The organism is Bengtsoniella intestinalis, assembly GCF_039719005.1.
Taxonomy (GTDB): domain Bacteria; phylum Bacillota; class Clostridia; order Oscillospirales; family Oscillospiraceae; genus Oscillibacter; species Oscillibacter intestinalis.
In genome coordinates, this window is the sequence record NZ_CP133584.1 from 1716634 (window position 1) to 1738493 (window position 21860).

At 46.5% G+C, this 21860-nt stretch carries 22 protein-coding genes; 5 read left to right on the top strand and 17 right to left on the bottom strand.

Going from position 1 to position 21860, the window contains the following annotated elements; all coding sequences use genetic code 11:
* Positions 1 to 78: 78 nt before the first annotated feature.
* From RFF05_RS08355 to RFF05_RS08370, 4 genes are all read right to left on the bottom strand, one after another.
* Positions 79 to 957: a TraX family protein gene (locus RFF05_RS08355; protein WP_409969896.1), complete on the bottom strand. Its 879-nt coding sequence runs from the start codon at positions 955 to 957 to the stop codon at positions 79 to 81.
* Between the two features lie 98 nt (positions 958 to 1055).
* A complete protein-coding gene (locus RFF05_RS08360; RefSeq protein WP_409969897.1) occupies positions 1056 to 1865 on the bottom strand; it encodes a hypothetical protein in 810 nt (269 codons plus the stop codon).
* Between the two features lie 105 nt (positions 1866 to 1970).
* Entirely contained in the window at positions 1971 to 2675 is a 705-nt protein-coding gene (locus RFF05_RS08365; protein ID WP_409969898.1) for a DUF4367 domain-containing protein, read from the bottom strand.
* Entirely contained in the window at positions 2672 to 3190 is a 519-nt protein-coding gene (locus RFF05_RS08370) for an RNA polymerase sigma factor (RefSeq protein ID WP_409969899.1), read from the bottom strand. Before RFF05_RS08370 ends, RFF05_RS08365 begins: the two co-directional genes overlap by 4 nt.
* Positions 3191 to 3467: 277 nt before the next feature.
* On the opposite strand from RFF05_RS08370, the gene RFF05_RS08375 reads away from it, so the two are divergent.
* Positions 3468 to 4967 (top strand): DNA methylase, encoded by a 1500-nt coding sequence (locus RFF05_RS08375; RefSeq protein WP_409970095.1) that lies wholly within the window; start codon positions 3468 to 3470, stop codon positions 4965 to 4967.
* The gene (locus tag RFF05_RS08380; RefSeq protein ID WP_409969900.1) at positions 4964 to 5377 is read left to right on the top strand and encodes a hypothetical protein; all 414 of its coding nucleotides are present in this window, start codon (positions 4964 to 4966) and stop codon (positions 5375 to 5377) included. Before RFF05_RS08375 ends, RFF05_RS08380 begins: the two co-directional genes overlap by 4 nt.
* A 575-nt stretch (positions 5378 to 5952) precedes the next feature.
* Here RFF05_RS08380 and RFF05_RS08385 read toward each other — a convergent pair.
* From RFF05_RS08385 to RFF05_RS08420, 8 genes are all read right to left on the bottom strand, one after another.
* Positions 5953 to 6276 (bottom strand): helix-turn-helix domain-containing protein, encoded by a 324-nt coding sequence (locus RFF05_RS08385; RefSeq protein ID WP_409969901.1) that lies wholly within the window; start codon positions 6274 to 6276, stop codon positions 5953 to 5955.
* 73 nt (positions 6277 to 6349) lie between these two features.
* Positions 6350 to 7618 carry a hypothetical protein gene (locus tag RFF05_RS08390; protein WP_409969902.1) on the bottom strand — a complete coding sequence of 423 codons (1269 nt, stop codon included), beginning with the start codon at positions 7616 to 7618 and terminating at the stop codon, positions 6350 to 6352.
* A 24-nt stretch (positions 7619 to 7642) separates the two neighbouring features.
* Complete coding sequence (locus RFF05_RS08395; RefSeq protein ID WP_409969903.1) at positions 7643 to 8161, bottom strand: hypothetical protein; 519 nt, start codon at positions 8159 to 8161, stop codon at positions 7643 to 7645.
* Positions 8162 to 8173: 12 nt separating this feature from the next.
* Positions 8174 to 9181 (bottom strand): replication initiator protein A, encoded by a 1008-nt coding sequence (locus tag RFF05_RS08400; protein WP_409969904.1) that lies wholly within the window; start codon positions 9179 to 9181, stop codon positions 8174 to 8176.
* 32 nt (positions 9182 to 9213) lie between these two features.
* On the bottom strand, positions 9214 to 11298 hold the full coding sequence (locus RFF05_RS08405; protein WP_409969905.1) for a VirD4-like conjugal transfer protein, CD1115 family: 2085 nt from the start codon (positions 11296 to 11298) through the stop codon (positions 9214 to 9216).
* Positions 11192 to 12358, bottom strand: coding sequence for a hypothetical protein (locus RFF05_RS08410; RefSeq protein WP_409969906.1), 1167 nt, complete (start codon positions 12356 to 12358; stop codon positions 11192 to 11194). Before RFF05_RS08410 ends, RFF05_RS08405 begins: the two co-directional genes overlap by 107 nt.
* A 272-nt stretch (positions 12359 to 12630) precedes the next feature.
* A complete protein-coding gene (locus RFF05_RS08415) occupies positions 12631 to 13302 on the bottom strand; it encodes a hypothetical protein (protein WP_409969907.1) in 672 nt (223 codons plus the stop codon).
* Positions 13302 to 15269: a VirB4 family type IV secretion system protein gene (locus RFF05_RS08420; protein WP_409969908.1), complete on the bottom strand. Its 1968-nt coding sequence runs from the start codon at positions 15267 to 15269 to the stop codon at positions 13302 to 13304. The genes RFF05_RS08415 and RFF05_RS08420 overlap by 1 nt, the downstream gene beginning before the upstream one ends.
* A gap of 253 nt (positions 15270 to 15522) precedes the next feature.
* Between RFF05_RS08420 and RFF05_RS08425 the strand changes: the two genes are divergently transcribed.
* Positions 15523 to 16095: a PBECR4 domain-containing protein gene (locus RFF05_RS08425; protein ID WP_409969909.1), complete on the top strand. Its 573-nt coding sequence runs from the start codon at positions 15523 to 15525 to the stop codon at positions 16093 to 16095.
* Between the two features lie 110 nt (positions 16096 to 16205).
* Here RFF05_RS08425 and RFF05_RS08430 read toward each other — a convergent pair whose 3' ends face one another.
* From RFF05_RS08430 to RFF05_RS08450, 5 genes are read right to left on the bottom strand one after another with little or no spacing between them, the layout of a single operon-like run.
* Complete coding sequence (locus RFF05_RS08430) at positions 16206 to 16883, bottom strand: hypothetical protein (protein ID WP_409969910.1); 678 nt, start codon at positions 16881 to 16883, stop codon at positions 16206 to 16208.
* The gene (locus RFF05_RS08435; RefSeq protein WP_409969911.1) at positions 16880 to 17185 is read right to left on the bottom strand and encodes a PrgI family mobile element protein; all 306 of its coding nucleotides are present in this window, start codon (positions 17183 to 17185) and stop codon (positions 16880 to 16882) included. Before RFF05_RS08435 ends, RFF05_RS08430 begins: the two co-directional genes overlap by 4 nt.
* On the bottom strand, positions 17182 to 17439 hold the full coding sequence (locus tag RFF05_RS08440; RefSeq protein WP_409969912.1) for a helix-turn-helix domain-containing protein: 258 nt from the start codon (positions 17437 to 17439) through the stop codon (positions 17182 to 17184). Before RFF05_RS08440 ends, RFF05_RS08435 begins: the two co-directional genes overlap by 4 nt.
* A 10-nt stretch (positions 17440 to 17449) precedes the next feature.
* Positions 17450 to 18778, bottom strand: a complete 1329-nt coding sequence (locus RFF05_RS08445; protein ID WP_409969913.1) for a hypothetical protein — start codon at positions 18776 to 18778, stop codon at positions 17450 to 17452.
* Entirely contained in the window at positions 18768 to 20954 is a 2187-nt protein-coding gene (locus tag RFF05_RS08450; protein ID WP_409969914.1) for a hypothetical protein, read from the bottom strand. The genes RFF05_RS08445 and RFF05_RS08450 overlap by 11 nt, the downstream gene beginning before the upstream one ends.
* A gap of 168 nt (positions 20955 to 21122) precedes the next feature.
* Here RFF05_RS08450 and RFF05_RS08455 point away from each other — a divergent pair, with 168 nt between their 5' ends.
* Entirely contained in the window at positions 21123 to 21422 is a 300-nt protein-coding gene (locus tag RFF05_RS08455) for a helix-turn-helix domain-containing protein (RefSeq protein ID WP_409969915.1), read from the top strand.
* On the top strand, positions 21419 to 21832 hold the full coding sequence (locus tag RFF05_RS08460) for a sporulation initiation factor Spo0A C-terminal domain-containing protein (RefSeq protein ID WP_409969916.1): 414 nt from the start codon (positions 21419 to 21421) through the stop codon (positions 21830 to 21832). The genes RFF05_RS08455 and RFF05_RS08460 overlap by 4 nt, the downstream gene beginning before the upstream one ends.
* The last annotated feature ends 28 nt before the right edge of the window (positions 21833 to 21860 follow it).

Here is a 21860-nt window from a genome sequence, read left to right on the forward strand (position 1 = left end):
TCTCAATATTACAGTTGGGATATATATCGAGGGACAAAGTTGTGTGCTGTCCATTTCGAGTATTCTAAAATAACCGCTTTAAAGATAACCCATTAGCTTTGTCACGATTACGATTATGTAACAATGAACGGGATAATAGATGTAGAAGAAATATTTCATACCACGTCCACGTTCGCCGTTATAGATAGCGATGAGAGCTACGATTATAACCATCACAGGCAATGAAATATCATGAAGATAATTTACGTCGAAATAGCTTGATGCGTATGTAAAAGTTCCCAATACAAACCATAGTCCCGCAAAGGAAATGCAATGAACAAGTTTTGTTTTTTGGAGATACCAAATAACACCCAGTGCTACAAAGCCGAAAGAATAATCCACCTGTCTTGGACTGTTGAAAAATGCCAAAAATATCTTATGCGACTGCCAGAAGATTTCACGTGAGGTCTCTGTTGCGGCAGTTGAAGCAAGCCCTAAAAGACCAATTTCAATATAATGCAAAGCAATCACAATTATAGCCGCTATGCATAGGCTGAATATCATGGATTTATAGTTTTTGCTTGCATATGCCTTTTTTAATCGTTCAAATAGGTAGACAATGGCTATCGTCCAAACGAACGTGTGGAGAATATTGCCGAAAGTTACAGTGGATTGAAGTACCACAGTTGAAGCGAAATAGTTACACAGTCCCACAATACAAGCGGCAATATAAAGGCGAAGTAAAAACCGTTCTTTGTTGCTTGTTTTTTTGTAGCTTTCAATCACAAAGTATAAGAAGATCGGAGCCGCTATGCGACCAAAAGAACGCATTAAATCTGAATATCTGCCTATAATTGCTATTTCAAAAGAATATGCGGCAATATGATCGATAGTCATACACAATAGCGCAATCATCTTGATAAAGGTTGCACTTAGGCAACCTTTATCAAGAGAAGCGTTAATACTGCTAGATTTCATATGAAGTTAAACCGTTCCTTTCCGTTGTACTTCGAAAATCACAGCACTACCTGCTGATGAAGATTAGACAGATAGGATGCGAAAAAATCTGCCGCTATTTATACATCATACTGCTGCAAAGAAACGGTTACATCAGTGTAGAGCCCTGGTACAATTCCGCCACCACTAATGCCAAAGCGTAGTTCATATTCAAAGGGATTGGCATCATCGTGAACATAAAACACTCTGGTTAAGGTTTCACCTGGGGAGACTGTTACACTGGTGAATCGTTCTCTATACCCATAGGAAATTGTGGGAACTCTAGCAACAGTGGTGGTTGCGTCTTTATCGCCGTTATTGGTGACGGTAAACACAATGTAGGAGCCTACTTCTGGCGTTACATCCAGTGCGTATTCCGGAAAGCCACAATACTCATATCGAATCTGTGTATCTTTCATGTACATACGGGGGAGCTCTATATCGTCAAAGGAGAAATCCAATGTGGAGGGGTCGATTTCTTCAAAAGCACCAATTACAAGCCCGTATTCGGGGAAGGGTTGCGCTCCGCTACTAGTGCTACCAGAGGTGACACCAGACGTAACTAACAAATCTGTATTGACGCCCAAAGGTGCAATTTCTACACTTTGGGTCTCGCTGTTCCATTGAATTTGAGCGTCTAACAGTTCAGAAATTTGACGGATGGACAGATAATTGGTAGTGGCGCCTGTGGCATCGGTGTAGGTGATGCTAGAGGGAACTTCCTCCCCATTTGGTGCTGTGTAGGTGCTACCAATGGAAATTTGCTCATCACCTCGTACTGTAACACCAATCTGGTTATACGCAATTTGAATTTGAGCGGCTAAAGCCGACCAGCTCAGTGCTAGTAGAGATGCGACCACACCTGTGGCAATCATGGTTTTCTTTTTCATAAGATACATTCCTTTCTTACATGATATTTTAGAATCGCCTAGATACCTTATAAATGCAGAGAATTGCATAATGTCTCACATGGTTTTCCAAATTATTTGAAAAATTTAGTCATAAATTATTTCAATACTTTCTGCCATCATCTGCAATTCGGAAGCAGTTGCGAAACCGTCAATTGTAAATTGAATATTTAGCTCTGCATCAACCCATGTAATTGCATTGGTGTCTTCTGCATTTTGGGCGATGAACAGGTACCCTTCATTATTGTCTATTGCTATGGCTGTTACATCCATGTCATCTGTGACAAATCCCCATGCAGTGCCATCTGCCATATAAATATAGGTGAAAAAGAGGACAGTACCATCATCGTTTTGGTATGTCACACTGATGAGGTTGGGGGTAACAATCCGAGTAAGCTCGATGTAACTACCCAATGGTGTCCCGATGTGATATTGTGGCAGTTCATCGCTTGATGCTTCTCCAGCATAGCGATATACGATGTGGGTTTCATACCACTCTGTTGCCCACCGTAGTACAGCGGCTCGTGCGGTTGGACTGACAGCCATCAGTGTGCCCAAGGACATTGTACACACCAATAAAACGGCTGCTGCTGTCTGGAGATACCGTTTCCAAAGAGGGCGACCATATCGTTTTGCCCAGCGTTGGGGATTTGCCAACATGGCCTTCATTTTACGTTGAAAACCGAGGGAGGTGACAACTGGAGTGAGGTCGGATAGCTCTGCCGCAAATTCTTCTGCCGCAGCATCTAATAAAATATTCCGCAGAGCTACATCTTCTGTTGCGTCCATCATACGATATAATCCTCCTCCCTTAGCTTTTCCATCAATAGGGCACGACCTCTGTGTATTCTGGTATAAACGGTGGACTCTGTTAACCCCAGCTGCTGGGCGATTTCCTGTGGGGTGCGTTCCTCAACAAACCGCAAATCCAAAACGGCCCGATAGGTTTCTGGTAGATTTCGAATAAGCACTATGATGGATTCTGCATCGCCATGCTCTGCATCTTCGCAAACCAAGGTTTCATCAAAGGGAACCTCTTTGCGGTGCTTACGCAAGATGGAGATAGATTCGTTCTTTACTATAACAACGAGATAGGCGCCTTGTTTCTTACAAGAAATTTCTTGAATTTTAGAAAAATTTCGCACCACTTTCAACCAAGCGTTTTGGACGGCATCTTCTGCCATGGATAAATCACTTGAAAAATAGCGTTGCGCAACTCGCAGCATGGCATTCCCATACCGATGATAGAGCCTTGAAAATTCTTCTCGTTCTGCATCTGTCTCCAACATAGATAAGAAAATCAGCATTTGGGGCACCCTCTTTCTGTGTTGATGTAAACGGATCATCAACACCTTTCCTATGGCGGCTTATGCAATAGGGGTTATGTGTAAAACCAAAATTTGTCATGGGTCTATATGGCGATTATACCACACTGAGTGATAAGATAAAAGGAAAATCCATCACAGTTTAAACATGTTGTGATGTTGGAAGTATAGGGATACAACATAAAAATTACCACTTGCAAAATCAAAACCCCTCCCTTATAATAAGAACAGATGTTCTACAACGAGAAAGGGGGATGGTCTGTTGCAACGCACTTATTTATGTATTGATTTGAAGTCTTTTTATGCGTCCGTGGAGTGCTTGGAGCGTGGGCTTGACCCTATGACCACCAATCTTGTGGTTGCTGACTTGTCACGGACGGAAAAGACCATTTGTTTGGCTGTGACCCCTAGTTTGAAGGCCTACGGCATCTCTGGGCGAGCCAGATTGTTTGAGGTGGTACAGCGTGTGAAAGAGGTAAATGCCCAGCGGAAATATCAATCTGGCAAGCTAGAGGGTGAAGCCACCGATAGCACCACGTTGTCCCAAAACCCCAATATGGCTCTTGGGTACATTGTGGCACCGCCTAGAATGGCCCATTATTTGGAATACAGTCATCGTGTCTATGCCTGCTATTTGAAGTATATTTCTCAGCAGGATATCCACGTTTATTCCATTGACGAAGTGTTTATGGACGTTACTCCCTACCTAGAAACCTATGGCATGACCGCCCATCAACTGGCGAAAACTTTGATTCAAGAAGTGTACAACGAAACTGGTGTTACTGCCACAGCTGGGCTGGGTAGCAACCTCTATCTGGCGAAAATCGCCATGGATATTATGGCAAAAAAGACGCCACCAGATGAAGATGGTGTCCGTATTGCTTCGCTGGACGAGGACAGTTATCGTCATCAACTGTGGAGCCATCAGCCCATCACCGATTTTTGGCGTGTGGGTCGTGGCTATGCCAAGCGTTTGGCTGAAAAAGGGATGCACACCATGGGTGACATTGCCCTCTGCTCTGTGGGGAAATCCACGGAATATTACAATGAAAAACTGCTCTATGACCTGTTTGGCATCAACGCTGAATTATTGATTGACCATGCTTGGGGCTGGGAGCCATGCCAGATGCACCATATCAAAGAGTATAAACCACGCACCAAAAGTCTAGCATCAGGACAGGTGCTTCACTGCGCCTATGATACCGAGAAAGCCCGTATTGTGGTGGGGGAAATGGCTGACAGATTGGCATTGGATTTAATGACCAAAGGATTTATGACCAACCATGTGACCTTGCAGATTGGCTACGACCGTGAAAGTTTGACTGGGGATTACCGTGGTGCTGTCACCAAAGACGCCTATGGGCGAAGCATTCCCAAGCACGGGAAAGGTGCCACCAAATTAGAGCGATATACCCATCTGGCAACCGTGATTACCAAGGCGGTATTGACATTGTATGATGAAATTGTCAACCCAAAACTCTTGGTGCGACGGATGAATTTAAGCGTGGATGGATTGCTTACAACGGAAGAAGCCCAAGAAATCAGCCAGCAGGCAGAGTATGAGCAGACGGATTTGTTCGGGATTTTAGAGGACAAAGAGCAGCGCAAGGCGCAGGATGCACACGAAGAACAAAAGCAAGCCGCTATCCAAAAAATCCAAGTCAAATACGGCAAAAATGCTATCCTCCGTGGCAGTAGCCTGATGGATGGCGCCACCGCCATGGATCGGAATCGCCAGATTGGGGGGCATAAAGCATGAACCAAGACATGAACGACAAATATGCCGCCATTCTCCATGCACCTCGCCCATGTTCCACCACCCATGCCCCCATGTCACTGTGGGATCGGGCGGCGCAATTTGCACCTTTTGCCGCCCTAGCAGGACATACAGAAGGCACCCATGAGGTAGCACGCATCACCCAAGAACGGCTAGAGTTATCGGAGGATGCCGCCATGGAGATTGCTGGTTGCATCCAAATCATCCAAAGCCGACTGGCAGAACAGCCAGAAGTGACGGTCACATATTTTGTCCCCGACCCACGCAAAGAGGGCGGTGCCTATGTGACCGAAAAAGGCAGAGTGAAAAAAATCGACACAGTATGGCATCGACTGGTGTTGGTGAATGGTAAAGAAATTGCGGTGGAGGATATTTTAGAGATTTCAATCTAAATTGTATGATATATCAGAGATGAGTGAGCATATTACCTATTAAATTGGTTGATATAGTTTGTATTCGACAATAAAATCTATTCCGTTTTGGAATAGATTTTATTGTATAGTTGCATCTGTGCAACCTTTTTGATTATTCTTTGTGGTATCATGAAATATTACCTCAAAACAAAAATAAACCGCCCTCAAGTCGTAAGACTCAAGGGCGATTATTTGGCTCTGTTGTTAAAAAATCATCGAAATACGGCAATGTGGACATAGCATATCGTCTGCTCCATCTAGCGGAATTTTGATGTGCTAGGCTATGCACTTCTACAAAACAATCCATTTTCGACGCTCCAATGCAAAGAAAAACGGGGAGGGATAACCCCTCCCCGCCAGATAACTTCTTTCGGCCAATTTTTATTTTACCGTCGTGTCGGAGCCGTCACACGACATCATCGCTCGGTCAATTTTTATTTTACCGACGAGTCAGAACCGTCACTCGTCTCATGAAGAAGTTATCTCACTTTCATGGTAAATGTACTTCTGCACTCATTATATGAAATGATTTGTATGTTGTCAATATGAAAATCTTACATCGCAGGCTTATCGCTATTTTTCGTCCTTAGTATATTCCAAATATTTTCTTGTACCTCTGGTGGTGACGCATCGAAGGCAATGGCCAGCCGATAGGATTGTAGCGACAGCGGTGTTTCCCCCATGAAATAGGATAGTGAGACACCTACTTTCGTTGCAAAACGGTGTAGCAAGGCTATACTAGGTGCCCTTTGGAATGTTTCGTAGCGGCTTAATGTCTGCTTAGAGGATCCAACAAGTGTAGCAAAATCCTCTTGTGACAGACCTAACTCCTTGCGTATAATTCTTAATCTCGTGCCAAATGCTGTATATTCACACATACTGGATTCTCCGTTCCATTTGTATTATTACAGAGCAAGCTGGGCGGTTTTTGCCCAGCGTACTCTTCGTATGTTATAACTTGCGGATAATCTTTCCAAAGATTTGCTTCTTCTCCAAGTCGTAGGCGGAAATAATTAAGCCGATTTTGTCACCCAAGCGGAACTCACTGTCCTCATATTGGAAAGAGTAGGCACACAGACAGACGGTGCCATCAGGGAGGTCACAAAATACGCCACCGCCATATTTTCCAGTGATGGTAGCAAAGCGTTGACAACCCACTGGGTGGCGAAGGTCAGCACCATCGAAGGGATTGGGGTTGGCTTCTTTCACGGAGATGGTGAGGAAGTCACGCTCAGCATCATATTTTTTGATAATGCAGTCTACGGTTTGTCCTGCGTAGAATTCATCCTTTAAGTCCATGGTGTGACGATATCGCAGTGCATCAGCCCGCAGGCTTACATCGTGGCCAAAACAGGTGACCAACACACGACGATTGCCAGTGGCCAACACCGTACAAGTAGTACGCCGATTTTCCTCTTGGAGATAGTCACGATGGGCGAAGAAGTAGCGGCGGCTACGCAGTGCCATCCGTCGAGATGCAATGGCAAACCCTCCTTCACGGTCAACCTTGATGATAACAAAATCAATGGTGGCACCAACCATGTTGCGCACAACGAAGCCAGGGCGCTCCTCTGGGTCATGCCACATTTCACTGGCAGGGATGATGATGCGCACACGGTATGGGAACACGCTGGCACAGTACATGGTTTCCGTATAGCTACTCCCATCCTCACGGCGCACTGCCATAGCAAGCTCGTCCACACCTGCGATGGTGCCAGTCATCACAGAGCGGCTACGATAAGAGGCATAAATGCTCTGCCACTCTGCTTGTTCCAATGGATGCAGACTACGGTCTTTTTTGAAGTCAATGCCATAAAAGGCTTGGCGGTCGCTGATGGCAGGGGCATCTTCGGGGGCTGGCAAATTGGGGAGTGCCTCCAGATTTTCGTCTGGCGCTTCAGTTGTTGGGGACTTGTCCACTGGTCCAAATTCATCCTCATCATCGGTGTCGTGTTCGTCGTACTCTGGGATGGGCTGGCTGTCACCCTCCACTGTCCAAGCAGCAACGCTCAATGACAAGGCATCTACCATGTCGGAGGTAGGGAGTGTGTCTTCTTGCGCCACATCTTCGGCGACAGGGGCCTCCATAGGTGTCGTTTCCATTGTGCCAGGATCTTCACTCTCTGTGGGTGGTTGCGGTTGTTCCTCTACGGGGATTTCCAGTTCTGGGAGAGTCTGTTCCACTTCCTCTGGAATGGGATCTGCTTTTTTTCTAGCCATAGTTAAATCCTCCTAAAAAATATATCATTCATCACTGGGAGAAAAGAATTGGTATGCACCATCGTCTTGTTTCACAGCGAAAAAATGTCGGAAGGGTAAGTTGCTTTGGGTTGGAATTTGATTGTCTGGCATGAGGAAAATTACACGCTCTGTATACTTCACATCCATAAACGAGGCTACGGTCTCGTCGTAGTAAGCCACAGAGAACGGGCGATACTTCTCTTCTATCTCCACATAGAAGCGTAGCAACGCATCGGTGCATTTTTCTTTCTTCATGCGGATGGGATTTTCACCTGCTACGGAAATCATAATATCGATGGCCGCAAGAAAATCTGGGTTTATCTCACGCTTGTCCCACATGATGATATCTCCCTGACAGCGGATTTCCAAATGGATACGCACTAGCTGAGAGACCATAGCATTGAAAATGTGGATGGGCACAGGATTGCTTCGTGAGATAATTTCATAGAGCTGTTGCTTGCGGACATACTTCAGGTGCCATACCCAATCTTCGATTTCCTTTTGCTGTATGGAAAGTAACATGGTCAATTCCTCCTATCCCACATCGTAGCCACCCATGAAACGTCCCAACATCAAATCACTTTCCACCTCCGTAATGGTGTTGAAAATGACGGACATGAGATAGCCTGTGACGTTTTTAATCTCAATGGCACTGTGGTTTTCTAATTTCTGCTCTACAGCTGTGAGAATGTCATTGTTTAATTTGCGCAGTTTCTCACGTACTCGCTTTTGTGGCATTGTTGCCCCACCGATGCGGTAGTTGTCCGTGTAGTAGAGTCGCTGGATGGCATCGGCAAAGGTTTGCGCTGTGCCCTCGTAGAACGTGTAGAGTTCACACTGCATTAAAATTTCTTGGAGCTCTTTTTCGTCGGTGTCCTGTCTGTCCGTCCTCTTCCCTCGTTTCGGGGGTTGGGGGACTGACTGACTAGAATCCTTCTTACTAAAATATGTTTTACTAAAGTTATTCTTACTAGGGAACGAATCCTGCGGTTCTGGAACCTCCAAATCTGTGGTTCTTGAACCGCTATTTTGGTGGTTCTTGAAACGCATATCCTGCTGTTCTTGGGGAAGCTCCAAATCAAGACCCTCCAAATCTGCGTTTCTTGAATCGCAATCACTATCCCCTTCTTCGTCCGTAAAGGGCGCACAGGTATATTCCTCATCTAAAATGGGGTGTACCACAGCCAAAAAGATATGGTTTGCCATGCCACGGCCGTTTCGCTTCTCCCAGATTAGCTCCATCTCCACGAGCTTTTTGAAGGCAGCGCTAACACGCTGTTCGCAGATGCGTAATTCTTGAGCCAGTGCTTTACGAGGGAAAATCACGAAGATTTCTCCTGCCTTGTTAACCCATTTGTTTTTTCGGGATAGTTGGAAGCGATTGCGCAAAAATGTATAGCACAACTTGGCATCGGTACTCATTTCAGCGTAGCGAGGGTCCGAAAAAAGCCAGATGGGCAGCTGCATATAATAACTGTTCTGCACATCAGATTGTGTCATGAGAGAGAATGAGGGGCGTTTATCTGTTGTTGATTGATCCATCACAGTTCCTCCTTGTGTTTAGGCCTTGGGATTTAATCGCCTCGCACGCTATTGAGAGATTGGGCAACCATGCGCCCAGAGCGAGGCGGTGTAGGCGGTGGCTCAGATGGTGCCTGTGGCTTCAGGGACGCAGGGTTAAGGTCGTAGGAAACAGGTGGGCTATCTGATGTTGGTGCTGATGTAGGCGTTGTTTCCTGTGGTTGTTGGGGCATATCTTTGGGTGGTGCATAAGTACGTTTCTGCTCCAGTGTGACTCGCCAATGAGGAATATGTTCCTGCACGGGAGTAAACCGCAATTTGGAGAAGGCAACAAATTCATCGGGAATGATTTTGTGTAAGAGCATGGGCTTTTGCCCTCGGAGGAACACCAGACATTTGCGATTATCCATTTGCAGAATTTCGTCTGGCATCATGAGGAGCCGTTGGGTGTTGCTTCGTGTCTGAGAGTAGGGGCGTGTGCTGGTGTAGACAGGCGAGAACAGTGGCATCAGTGGGAACTGATTGTTTTTCACGCCGATGGTAATGGTGCCGCATTTTTTGGAGATGTACTCGGCGGTCATTTGATCGTTACAACCAAGACAAATCTGAATGTCACAGTTACCAATCAGTTCCTCCCACTCTTTTTTCTGATAGCGGTCAGACAGCTGGGAGATGGATTGGACGATGATTTGACAGTAAATGCCACGGCTACGGCAGACGGACAACACTTTTTTGAAATCGGTCAGCTTGCCGATATTACAAAATTCCTCTAGGCAGACGTTTACGGTAGTGGGTAGTCGTCCTCCCTTGCAGTTGCGTCGTGCGTAGCCCATCAAGCGAGTGAACAGTTGGGAGAAAAATAGAGAGCTGAGAAATTCCAAACTACTATCTTGGTCTGAAATGGCACAAAAGTAGGCACAGGGTTTCTGCCCTGGCAGGGTCAGGTCAATTTCGTTGTAGGCGGTGATTTTATCTACCAACGGATTTTGGAATACCGCAAGGCGGTTGCCCAGTCCAATGGCAATGTTGCCCCAGATTTGCCTGTTGGCCAATTTGAAAATGCCGTAGGGTGCTTTGGCCGGATGGGATTGAGGCAGTGCGTTGAAGATTTCCTCCAAGCGTGAGAAACTTTCGGTAGATAGGATTCGATAGATGGCACCTAGACTGCGCTGTTCAATGGGTAGTGGCTTGCCACGATGGTCACAAAGGCCACGGACATAGTGGATGAGCGCCACCAATAGGTTTAGCTCTGCCTTGCTCCAGAAATCCTGTTTTTCATCATCGCCAGAGGTGTTGTTGATGATGACCTCTGCCATGGACTGCACGACATTGGGGTCTTCGCCATCATCGGCAAAACAATTCCATGCGTCGCTGTTTTCCATATCAAGCAGATTGAACAGTCGTACTTCGTAGCCTTGGTCTACAAGGAACCCAGACATGGTCTCGTAGAATTCACCCTTTGGGTCAACAAGGAATAGGCTTTCTTTCCGTTTGGCGCACTGGAGAATGAATGGTTTGACGAAACCACGGGACTTGCCAGCACCGGTGGCGCCATAAATCATGGTGTGTTCCGTCAGCCCACTGCCTTGCTTCAGGGTGATATATTCAGAGTATTTATCGTCATCATAAGGGTCATCCTTCAGCTTGCCAAGGACAGTTCCATCCAAAACTTCTAACACGTCGGTATTGACGATACCCTCTCGATCTTTGGTGGTCATAAATCCACTGGTGCCATGGGTGCCGTCAGGGAGAATGTCAAAGCCACGGGCGTCTTTGACGAAATGGTAGCCAGATAATTTGGAATAGCCCTTCTTGGTGATAAGGCAGATGAGTAGCGCTGACACAGCGGTAATGCCCAAGCCGTAGGGCGTAAAAATAGCGATGAAATTTAGAAATGGATTCCAGACCCAGATGCTCTCGATTTCCTCGCCTGTGGTGTTGAATGTGGATGCGGTACCTAACCGCACAGAGTTAATAAACATCCCGTAGATATACCATGCGATAAGTGCCAGTGGAATGTAGACCACCAGCTTATGCCTGTTCCTGTCCATCCACTTGCCTGTTTTTCGGCTCAACTTGGACTCGCTTTTTTCCACTAGCATTGATAGATTTTTGAGCAGTTGGGATGGGCGGATCATAGAAGATTTCTCCTTCCTCAGATTGATAGGATTTATGAGACGGCACATGAAACTGGGGCTTGTGTCCAAGCAGTTGCTCGATGGCGGCGTCCGAAAGTAAGTACACTTCGCCTAAGCCAGTTTGATGGTAGCGCTGGTTCAAAACCTCTGTGGCCTGTTCCTCCAAGGCGACGATGGAAATAGGGTCGTGGGTGCAGGCTCGGTCCAAGCGTTGTAAATCCATATCCACAGCAACTAGAAAAGGCTTGCCATGAAAAATGGCATCGCAATCTAAGTCTGGGGCTGGTGGCGCATAATCATCTTCCAAGGAGAGCATGGCCAATCGGTTGCGGTAGTCTGGTTGGGATAGAATCATCAGCTGTAGCGTGCCTACCTTGTTGCAGCTGAGTAGGTGCACTGGGATGGGGCTACGGTTGCAGGCGGTGCCATAGTGGACGAGATTGCGTTCTCGTTTGCCATCTACATGAGGGGCGTTTATTTCTTCTAAAATACTGGCATAAGTATCTCCTACAAAGAGCAGAGCTTGTCGTTTTGGATTGAGGGGGGATGCTTGTTTGGAGAGTACATCCAGTTCGTCAGCAAAATTGATTTTACCAATTTCGGGAGCGACATAATGGATAGCATACAGGGTGTCGTCTAACAATGTGAGTGCTGAAATCCGTGAGCTACCCCAGACATTGGTGCCTCGGCCACGTTGGGTGGCTGGGAGATATAACCCTGAGGTTGACAATAGTTCATGGGTGTTGTGAAGAAAAACGTTGAGCCCAGCTTCATACGCTGTGAGCATCAGTTGGGAAAGACGAATACGACGGAGGGTATCGCCTTTTAGGTAGGTTAGCTTTGCATTGGGTGGTGTGTCTGGTAAGTGGGTATCAATGAGGGCGTGTCCCCGTGCTGTTAGCACAAAAGCGTCATAGGAACGGTGTTTGCGAATGAGTTTGAACAACAAAAAGATGGCAATTCGATTTTTAGAAAAGACAGCTTCAAGACCTGATTGTGATACACAACGACACCATCGAAAGATGCGCAACATATCAACATCGCCTTGGCTCATAACCATGAGATAGCCTCCTTTGGGGTGGAATTCCTGCGACCCTCGAAACCGCCGTTACATCTTCACGATGTAACGACAATTTCGAGGGTCAACCAGGGTGCAGCGCATTATAATGCCGATAGCCTATACCTGTAGTCGGAAATTTTTAGAACAAACAGAGTTATGAAAAGCAAAAACCCTTGTGCTGTCAAGGCTTTGGGGATGTGGAGGCTATGGGAATTTTGGCAAATCCAAAGCGCTAGGAAAATAGCGTAATTGAGCATGTTTTTCCGATAGCCTCAGAAGCCACGATATAGCAGTTCAGAGGTGTAGTCAGAGTCACGCAATGCGAAGAAATCAGGGAGATCCTGTGGGTGCAAAATGGTGATATGGGTCACGTTTTCTGGGGAGGGCTTGGATAGCAAAACCACGCCCAAATGGTACTGGTCATCGTCGCCAATAACGCGCCCTTTTAGGGCATTGGGGATAGCTTTCCACCCCTTGTTATCTTGGTCATAGACATGGCGTCCATCCACTTGACTATGTTCATCAATGACCAAAACAGCTTGCTGAAAATAGGGCAATTTGCGTCCGTTTTTTTCGTAGCCATTCAATAAGCGAAGCAGTGTGTCATTCAAATAGCTGGGGGTTTGATACTTGCAATGGGGCAATAACGTCTGCAATCGAATGTGTACCCACTGCTCTGAAAATAGGTCAAGCGACCCTGCAATTTCCAAAGTAGATGCGCCACAATCGGTGTAAGCGGTGGGAAAATATTGGGTGTGACGTTCACACAATCGGCGGATTTGCAAGGTGGCTTGTTCAAAATGTGTGGCAATTTTAGAAAGAGCCTCCGCCTCACTTTCTGGGTTGTGTTGCGCTGCGTTTGACAATACCACAAGCTTTCCAGTGGCACTGAATGCGTCGCCAATCAGTGTTTGGATTTGTTGTAAATCTTCAGTGAATTGCATTATACTGTCACCTCCTTCTGGGCTCTAGCCCTCAAATCAGTGGGTGATGTGGTGATGGCATCGTACTCACGACGGGTGGCATGGAAGGCGATTGGTACATGGTTATATCCGATACACAGTAGCCCTTCGCCACGGCGGAAACGGGTAATCTGGCGCACCTCATCTTCGGATAAATTGAGGACATTTTGGATAAGCCGTGCTTCCTGTTCCTCCATCTGCATCACCAATTTGATACGAGAACTGTCCAGAATACCCTTGCCATATTTGCCACCTTCTAGCCCGAATAAGTCCTGCATACCCTGTGTAGAGGTGATGGCAATGCCGCCCAAGCCACGGATGGTTTTCACCATTTCTTGCACAAAGGCTGCTGCCAGAGGGTTGGAATTGGCCCCCACCAGTGCCCATAATTCGTCTGCGATAAGGGCAGATAGTGAGGCTCCAGCGCCCATAATAAGGTCGCTGGCTAAGTCAGTTGCCCAGAATATTCCCGGCAATACAAGGTCGTCTGGCATACCCGAGGTGTCTAAAACAATGTATTTGCTGTTGACATCTACGTTGGTTTTACCACCCATAGAGGATGCCGAACCAGTGACAAATCGTGTCAGCACCACGGACAAATGCTTGGTCTCAGGGTTCTCTGATAGCACCTTAAACCAGTCGGCCAATGTGGGCATTTCCTTCACAGTGCCGTCCTCTTCATAGAGGGTGGCGTTGTCAAAACCGATGCCAAAATGCTGATAGCAGTCCACCAGCGAAGTATCCAGATAGTTCTTATCTTCGTCGCTCAAATCCTTTTTAAAGAGAGAGTAAAAAATAATCAGACGTGAGATTTTGTCTGCCAGTACGGAGTCGTCACGAGCGGTGAGTTGGCGCAGGTGGGAGTGGGCATCTAGTGACATACGACGAATTTCCATGATGTTAATACAATCGCTGGAGGATGGTGCAAGGCGGATAAACTGACCACCAATTTCTTCGCACATAGGGCGGAACTCGTGCCCCTTTTTGGGGACGATGTAAATGACCTGCTTGCCTTGCTGACGCAGCCGGCCACCGATGGTCTGGAGGGTGAAGGTCTTGCCTGCACCCGATGAGCCACCAATCCATGTATTGCCATTGGTGTATCTGTAATCATCGTAAAAATCCAGAAATACTGGGGAACGGTTATACATATTTAGTCCCAGAAAGACGCCGTTTTTATCGGATAATTCATAGGAGGCAAAAGGGAAAGCTGCCGCCACGCCACTGGTGAGAGCGTTCCGCGCTGCTTTGCGTTGAATGTCTGGAGCCTGTGCAGTCAGGGGGAGCATAGACAGAAAGCCTTGCTCATTTTTATAGTCACAACGTCGTGCAATCATATCTACTGAGGTACAGAGATTCTCTACCGAGGTCACACGTTGCTCTAGGATTTGAGGGTCATCTGCCACCACTTCAATCAGGGTGTGCATATAGTAGAAATCTTCCCCCTGACGGTTCATCACTTCTTTGAGATACAGCCCCGATGCAATGGCGCTATCAAGTTCTTCGTAGTCCTGACGGGCATCACCCACATCACGCATACGAGAGCGATTCATCATGGTTGTTTGGCTGATTTTAGATAGCACCTGTTCTTTTGGCTGACGCTGAATGAGGAAGCTGAGACTGATGCCCTCCCCAGCCTCCACCAAGGGGGTGAGCCAACCATGTCCCACTGTGGTGGAATAGCCGTAGCCAGTGATATAGAGATAGGCGTGGTACACGTCGTCCACGATGATATAATCTCGGCTCTTAGTATCTACCGTGGTAGGGGAAAGAATATCCAAAATGGTGGTGGCACCAATGTCTAAGTCCGTTAGCTCGACACCGTTTTTGCCTAACTTGAGCTGTTGCCAAAAGGATTGCGTTGTCTTTGTCTCTTGATTTTGATTTTTGGCAGTATTCTTCGTTTGGGCCTGTTTTTTCTTCGTTGAGGTTGCTGCTTTCTTGGGCATACTATTGCTTCCTTTCAAAAAGTAATTGACATTTTTTCCTTTTAATCGTATAATAATAGTAACAGCAGACAACTAGAGTGTCTGCTCAAGCGTTGAAGTGTGAGAGCGTGCCGGTAAGCGTTGTCACATGGAGCTTCCGAGAAGGGTTGTGCATACGAGGCTCAAACCGGCGTAGGCGTTTAGCCGAAAGAAAATGCTCAGAAACCGCCTTGTGAAAACAGGGCGGTTTTCTTATAAAGAAAGAGGATATTGTATGAATCAATTACTGGCTTGTGCAGAGGCATTTCAGAGACTAGAAGATATTGAATATCGAATTGTCATTGGGCGAAAGGGCAAGCCAATGGAGTTGCAAATTCGTTTTCCAACCAGAAATTTTCACCATTTAGCAGGTTTACATAAATTAAGGGATTTAACCCTTGCCACTGAAAATAGAGAGAAAGTTTTTCAACAAATTTTAGACGGTCGTATTACGTATACCCATCTTATGAAGAGTGCTTATTTCAACGAGAGTAAAAAAAGAATAGAGCCATTGTCCTGTTTGGAATTGCTTCTTGACACAAATCAACTAATTTTTAGATACAATGAAAAGAAGCAGGTATTTTCATTGATTCAAGCAGATTTTCTTCTTTCGACGCTATTAAATGATAATGACATTTATGTCTTTATGTCTAAAAGCGAGGATGGAACCTATTTTTGCCGTTCGCTATTTCCAAAGGATGGAATTGATTATACACGAGGTCAAGCTAAATACACGTTGCTTTACAAAGAAAAAATCAACCGAAGCACTGGCGTTATAGAAGTTCAGTATGATAGGCTTCATAACTAATAGAGTTTTGTATTACAAAATGCAAGATTTCGTGATATTGACAGTAAGCAATCTTGAGCGCATAATAAATCTAGGTTTTAGGCGGACACCGAATATGGTGTCCACCTTTTTTATTCCCCATACAGTCCATGCACAGTGGTGGCCATGTCGAATACCCCTTCTGGGAGTTTGACACGGTGACTGGTTTGTTTGCAGATACGCTCATAGAGCAGTTCCAGCACGGCATTGTCGGCGTAGCGTGGCTCTAACACTTCAAGGCCACAGAAGTCTAAATAGCGACGCAGTGTGTCCGCTTCTTCATTCATACGCTGACAGATGGCATTCACGGTGGGCTTTCTAGGTTTCATTTGCATTTCATGCTGAAACACCAAAAAGAAACGATGGGTGATGGCTTCAGATTGCCCTAACTCACCGATTTCCAGCAGATTATCTTCAATCATACTTTGGCATTCAGGCACTTCCTCGTGCTGCGCATAGTCACGCATTCGCTGGATATAATCCGTCATATCAGCCTTCTGGGTGATGACCTGCGCTTGTAACGTATGGGGTGCAATTTTCAGAAAAGCAGCATAGTTGGCAATGATATTTTGACGTTCGCTTTCTGGCTTCAAGTAGAAATTGATGGGCAGGACTTCCATGACTTTGATAAATCGTTTGTCCTTGGTGATAATCACGCCATTTACAATGGCGTGGATGGGAAGCCACTGCTGAACGCTACCGTCATAGGTGGCGGACAGTCCGGTTTCATCCGTGTGGCTTTTCCCGAAAATCAGTTCTTTGAGTTTCATTGTTTCGTTACCTCCCCTCTGTATAAAATCATGCGTCGACCCTTTCTCCATCGCCACCAGCTAGAGAGCCATCGACCAAGACTATCATCGTTGATTCCAATGAGCCCAAACCCAGCTAGGGGGACGATGAGAACCATAATGACCATGATTTTGGTTGTCAAAGTCATGGGGAGCCAGACGATGCAGGCATAGAGTACAGGGACAACGAGTAAGATGGTTTCAATCAGATTGCGCAGTTCAAATATGCCCATAATACGGCCTGCATCGGTGAAATTAGTGGGTAAATGATAGGTTTCGTTCATGGTGCATCCTCCTGACTTTCGTTGAATAGTCTACCTTTGATATATAAAAACTCTTGCTCTAACGCAGCTAGCTGTGTGTAATCATGCCGTATCAGTTGCTCTATGGCTAAAGCAATTTGCCCCGTATCTTTCGCAGTTGCTAGGTGGGGGCTCAGTTCAATCCGATTGATGTATTGAGGCGAAACACCTGCCATATCCGCTAATTTTTGCAGAGGAATTTTATATTTCAGCCGTAAATATCTTAAATTGGTCATGGCTTCCTCCTTAGGAATATGTGATATAAGGGATCTCGCACCAGTTGGTCCAGCCACGGTCTGCCAATTCTGTTTTGACAACACCATAGCTTGTACCCATGGCCTCGATGACATAACCATCACCGATGTAGACACCGATATGTCCATCCTTCCAGACGGCAATGCCAGGCGTATCGGGCATGGTGCTGATGTCGCCAGATACAGTGGCAGATAGATACATTTGATTTGCACTGTAATCGGGCATTCCGTTGGTGCCGTAGCTGATGGTAAGCGTGTCCGTATTCAGCCAGCCATAGCCTTTGATTAGGCCCACACAGTCGGTGGTGCGACCACCTAGCCAGTTGGCACGGATGTAGGCTTCATAGTTGCCAACACCGTCTGGATATTGTGTGATTTTATAGGTTAGCAGAGCTTCGGTCAGAACATTGCCAAAGGTTCCCCAGACGTAGCCCCAACCGTTTTCCCACGCTTGAATGGCATAAGCGGCAAGGTCATCACTGTTTTTGGTGCTGGGATCGGTGAAGCCAGAGATATCAATTTCCGTGTTTACAGTCCCACCAGGAAGGACGGTGCCCGTGTAAGAACTGTCTCCGCTATAATTGGGTGCGTTGAGGGACAGATAGGCGTCATAGCCGGTGAGGGAGTCGCTTTCTGACATGACGTAGTATAGGGTGCGTGCCCAATCTTTTGCGTCATCATCAAAATTGTAGGCATCCATCAAATCCTCACCATCTACGGAATCAATCTCGATGTGTAACACAGTTTCTATTGTTTCGCCTACAGCGATTTGTAGGATTGTGGGCGTGTGGGTGATGAAGGAGCCTACGAACGCCATTACATCTAACGCAGTCATTTGGGTTAAATCTTGCTGAAAGGCCACTGAGTTAATGGCTATGAGCCAGCATAGATCATCGTCATCCATCATGTTTTCTATTTCAATCAAGTCGATTACCATACCGTTATCTTCATAATCACCTACCAAACTTGTGACAACATCATCAATTTGTTCCACAATCCAAACATCAATCCCCATATAGGCTGAGCCGATTTCAATGGCTTTTTCCGCCATATCTACCACAGGAGAGCTCACATCAGAGAGAAAACCAAAGAAAATATTTGGGATAGCAGATATAATCAGCATAGGGATTAAAATAGCGATAAAAAGAGCCCATGCCACCACTTTTACTAGAAATGGCAAGGCTTCTTTTGCGGCGGCCACTGCTGCACCATGGAGACCTGCTGCCATAGCGGCTTTGATAATGCGAGCCAGAGATACCGCTAATTGCGCCAGCTTTGCGGCTATCTCCGCCCCGCTACGAGAGGGCTTATTATCGTCCACGATTTGCACCACCATTCTTACCCTGATAGGTTTGGCGAGCCTTGCTAGTGCTTTGTTTCTGCTGTGCCGTTACGTTGGAATTCGCTGTTGCCTTCGGAGTATTGCGATAATTTGATGGCTTGGGCTGTGTAACCTCAGTGCGAGGGGCTCTATTAGATACGTTTGTCTTTGGATTAGCTGTGGTCCCCTTTCCTGCTGTGCCGTGGGATGGTGCTGTGCTAGTACCAACTGGGGGCGTTGTTGCGGTGGTCTTGCGCCCTTCCTGCCGCGCCGATGGTGCGGCACTTTGTGGACGGGTCTGTGGGGATGTGGATTGACTGGTATTCCTGCTATGCCGCTCTGTAGATGTGAATTTGCTTTCGTTGCTTTGACTTGTATTGGTATGAGTGTTGGTGCTTTGGCTATGGGTGGCACTAGAGGCTCCGTTGGGGACACGAGCACCATTCTGGACGCCATTTCCTGCTGTGCCGCTGACGGTAGTCTCACGCTGAGAAAACCGTGTCTGCTGATTGCCAGATTGCGTTCCTGCTGTGCCGACTTGACCAGTGCCTCGATTGGACGCTTGTCCTTGAGGGGTACGCACCTCTGTGCGGTTTCCCTGTACGGTGGTTTCAGCACGGGGATTGTACTGCTCCGTCACATTGGACTGGCGGCCACCCTCACTTTGCATGACAGTCTGGGAAGGACGGCTAGAAAATTGGGACGTTTGATTGGCATTGGTGCCGTTTCCTGCCGTGCCGTTGGGGGATGCCGTTTTTGTGGCATGAGGATTATTTTTGGTAGTTGAATTTTGCTGTGCAGGTCGAGAAGATGCACGGGTGCTGGTAGGATTGGCGTTTGTTCCTGCTGTGCCGTTGCCATCAGTCTGCTTGCCAGTCTGTGGCTGGGTGGTAGAGGGGGATTTTCCTGCTGTGCCGCTATTGGAAGTCTGATTTTGCACATAAGATGCACCTTGGGTGGCACCAGTAGGAACAGAGGTTTGTCGGCTTCCTTTCTTAGAAGTGCCGTTTTGTTGCTGTGTTCCTTGCTGATGGGACTGACTTTGAGAATGCGCCGCTGTATTAGCGTTCTGGGTGGTGTTGTTAGATTGATTAGAGCCACTGTTTTGTTGGCTCTGCTGATTGGTTGTGGCGCCACCAGTTGATTGGGTTTGTGCGTCACTATTCTGGGTGGTGCTATTGGTGCCTCCAGTGGCTTTTCCTGCTGTGGCGTAATTGGCGTTACCATAGGAGGTGCTTTTTCCACCATAAGAGGTGTTGGAAGTGCTATTTTTTGCGCCAGCGTTACCTGTTTTTGCAGTGGATTTACCTGCGGATTTGATGGCTTGGTTCATGGCGGTACGCATCACCATATAGGTGAGCATCCCAGGCACAGCGCGTCCTAGTGTATCTCCAGTGATGGCAGGATTGAGCCCGATGCGTGTGATGATGCCATCCACTTTTTTTGCGACTTTGACAATGCCAAAGACTAAAATCATCCACGGGATTACGTCCAGCCCACTGGGAATGGTGGATAGCACTGACAGTAACATCTTGAGAAATATTACATTGGATACCATCACAAAACACATGGAGCCGAACATACGGCACCAACCTGTGAAAATATCTGACGTTGCTTTACTGCCTCCCATGGCAAAGGCCAGCGGTGCGCACATGGTCAAAAAGCCTAAGATGATATATCGTTCTGCGATTTCTACAATCAGTTTGAGGGTGTGAATCATGACAAAGATGCCACAGATTATCACCATTATCCATGCGGCTGTCAGTCCTGCAAACATAGACTCACTGGCAAAGGAGATGTTGGTGGCATTGGGTACATTCAGTAGGTCAATGATGATTTGGGTCATGCTCAGCCCCAGTTCGCAGATTTCTGGGCTGACAAGTAATAAAAAGGCGAAAACAAACGTGCGTGTAAAGAGTAGGGATGGGTCTTCTGCTTCAAAGCCCAACCCTACTATCATGGATTTCAGTGCCTGAAAGACTAAATTACCCATAAGAAGTGCCCACCCCACTGCGATGAGTAGTTGGGCAATATCTGGAATGATGGGCACATGGGTTTCTAGGTATGAGAAGTCCATTGAGATAAGGTCGAACAAGGCGCTGGCGCTATATTGCCAGATATCCATAACCAGTCCGTATACCCATTCAATGAGCCCTTGAAATAATAATTCCAGCAATTTGCCACCTCCTCTTCCTAAAAAAAACAACCGATTAAATCAATTGCTTTTTCCAATATATAGTATTTTTATAAAAATGCTTGCAAATAGGAAATGGGCCTCCTGTTCGAAACTAGGTGAAAATGGTAGAATTTCCATATAATTTGTCGAATTATGGAGGTTTTACCAATGAACAAAGTCAAACAAGTGCTAGATTCAACATCCCAGAACAAACTGGAGCAACTGAGAAAAGAGCGCGGGGCATTTATGGCACACACACGCAAATCGAGAGACTTGAGTCAAGCAGAAATGGCAGAAGAAATCGATGTATCCACCCGGCAATATAGAGACCAAGAGCGTGGCCGTCGGTGTTGCTCCGAAAAATCAATACTGCTGTTTTTGTGTACCTTAGATGACGAAGAAGTCTCACGGCTGTTAAATGCAGTTCGTGGGATTTTTTTCTACGCAAAGGAGGATGAGGACAAATGATTGCCGAGATTTATAGCCTGTTATATAGTCTGGGAATCACCGCCAATTATAAAGGGTTTTTTCACACATCCTATTCAGTCTATTTGGTTGCTAATCAGCCTGAGCGCCTCCAATTAGCAACCAAATTGCTTTATCCAGAGGTAGCCAAACAGTATAGAACAACATGGAAAAATGTAGAGCGGAACATCCGCACTGTAGTGACAATCGCTTGGGATACCAATCGCCCACTGCTAGAATCTATGGCTCAGCATCCACTTTCCCACAAACCCAGTAATACTAAATTTTTGGCTATCTTAGCAACACACTTCACACCACCTAAGGCGGAAGTGTGCGCAATCACACAATCTGTAGAAGACGATAATCTGCCTGGTGAGCAACAAATCGGCACGAGGGATAGGGTGCTTGCATAGCCAGTCTTTCTTGGGATTAAATATGGTG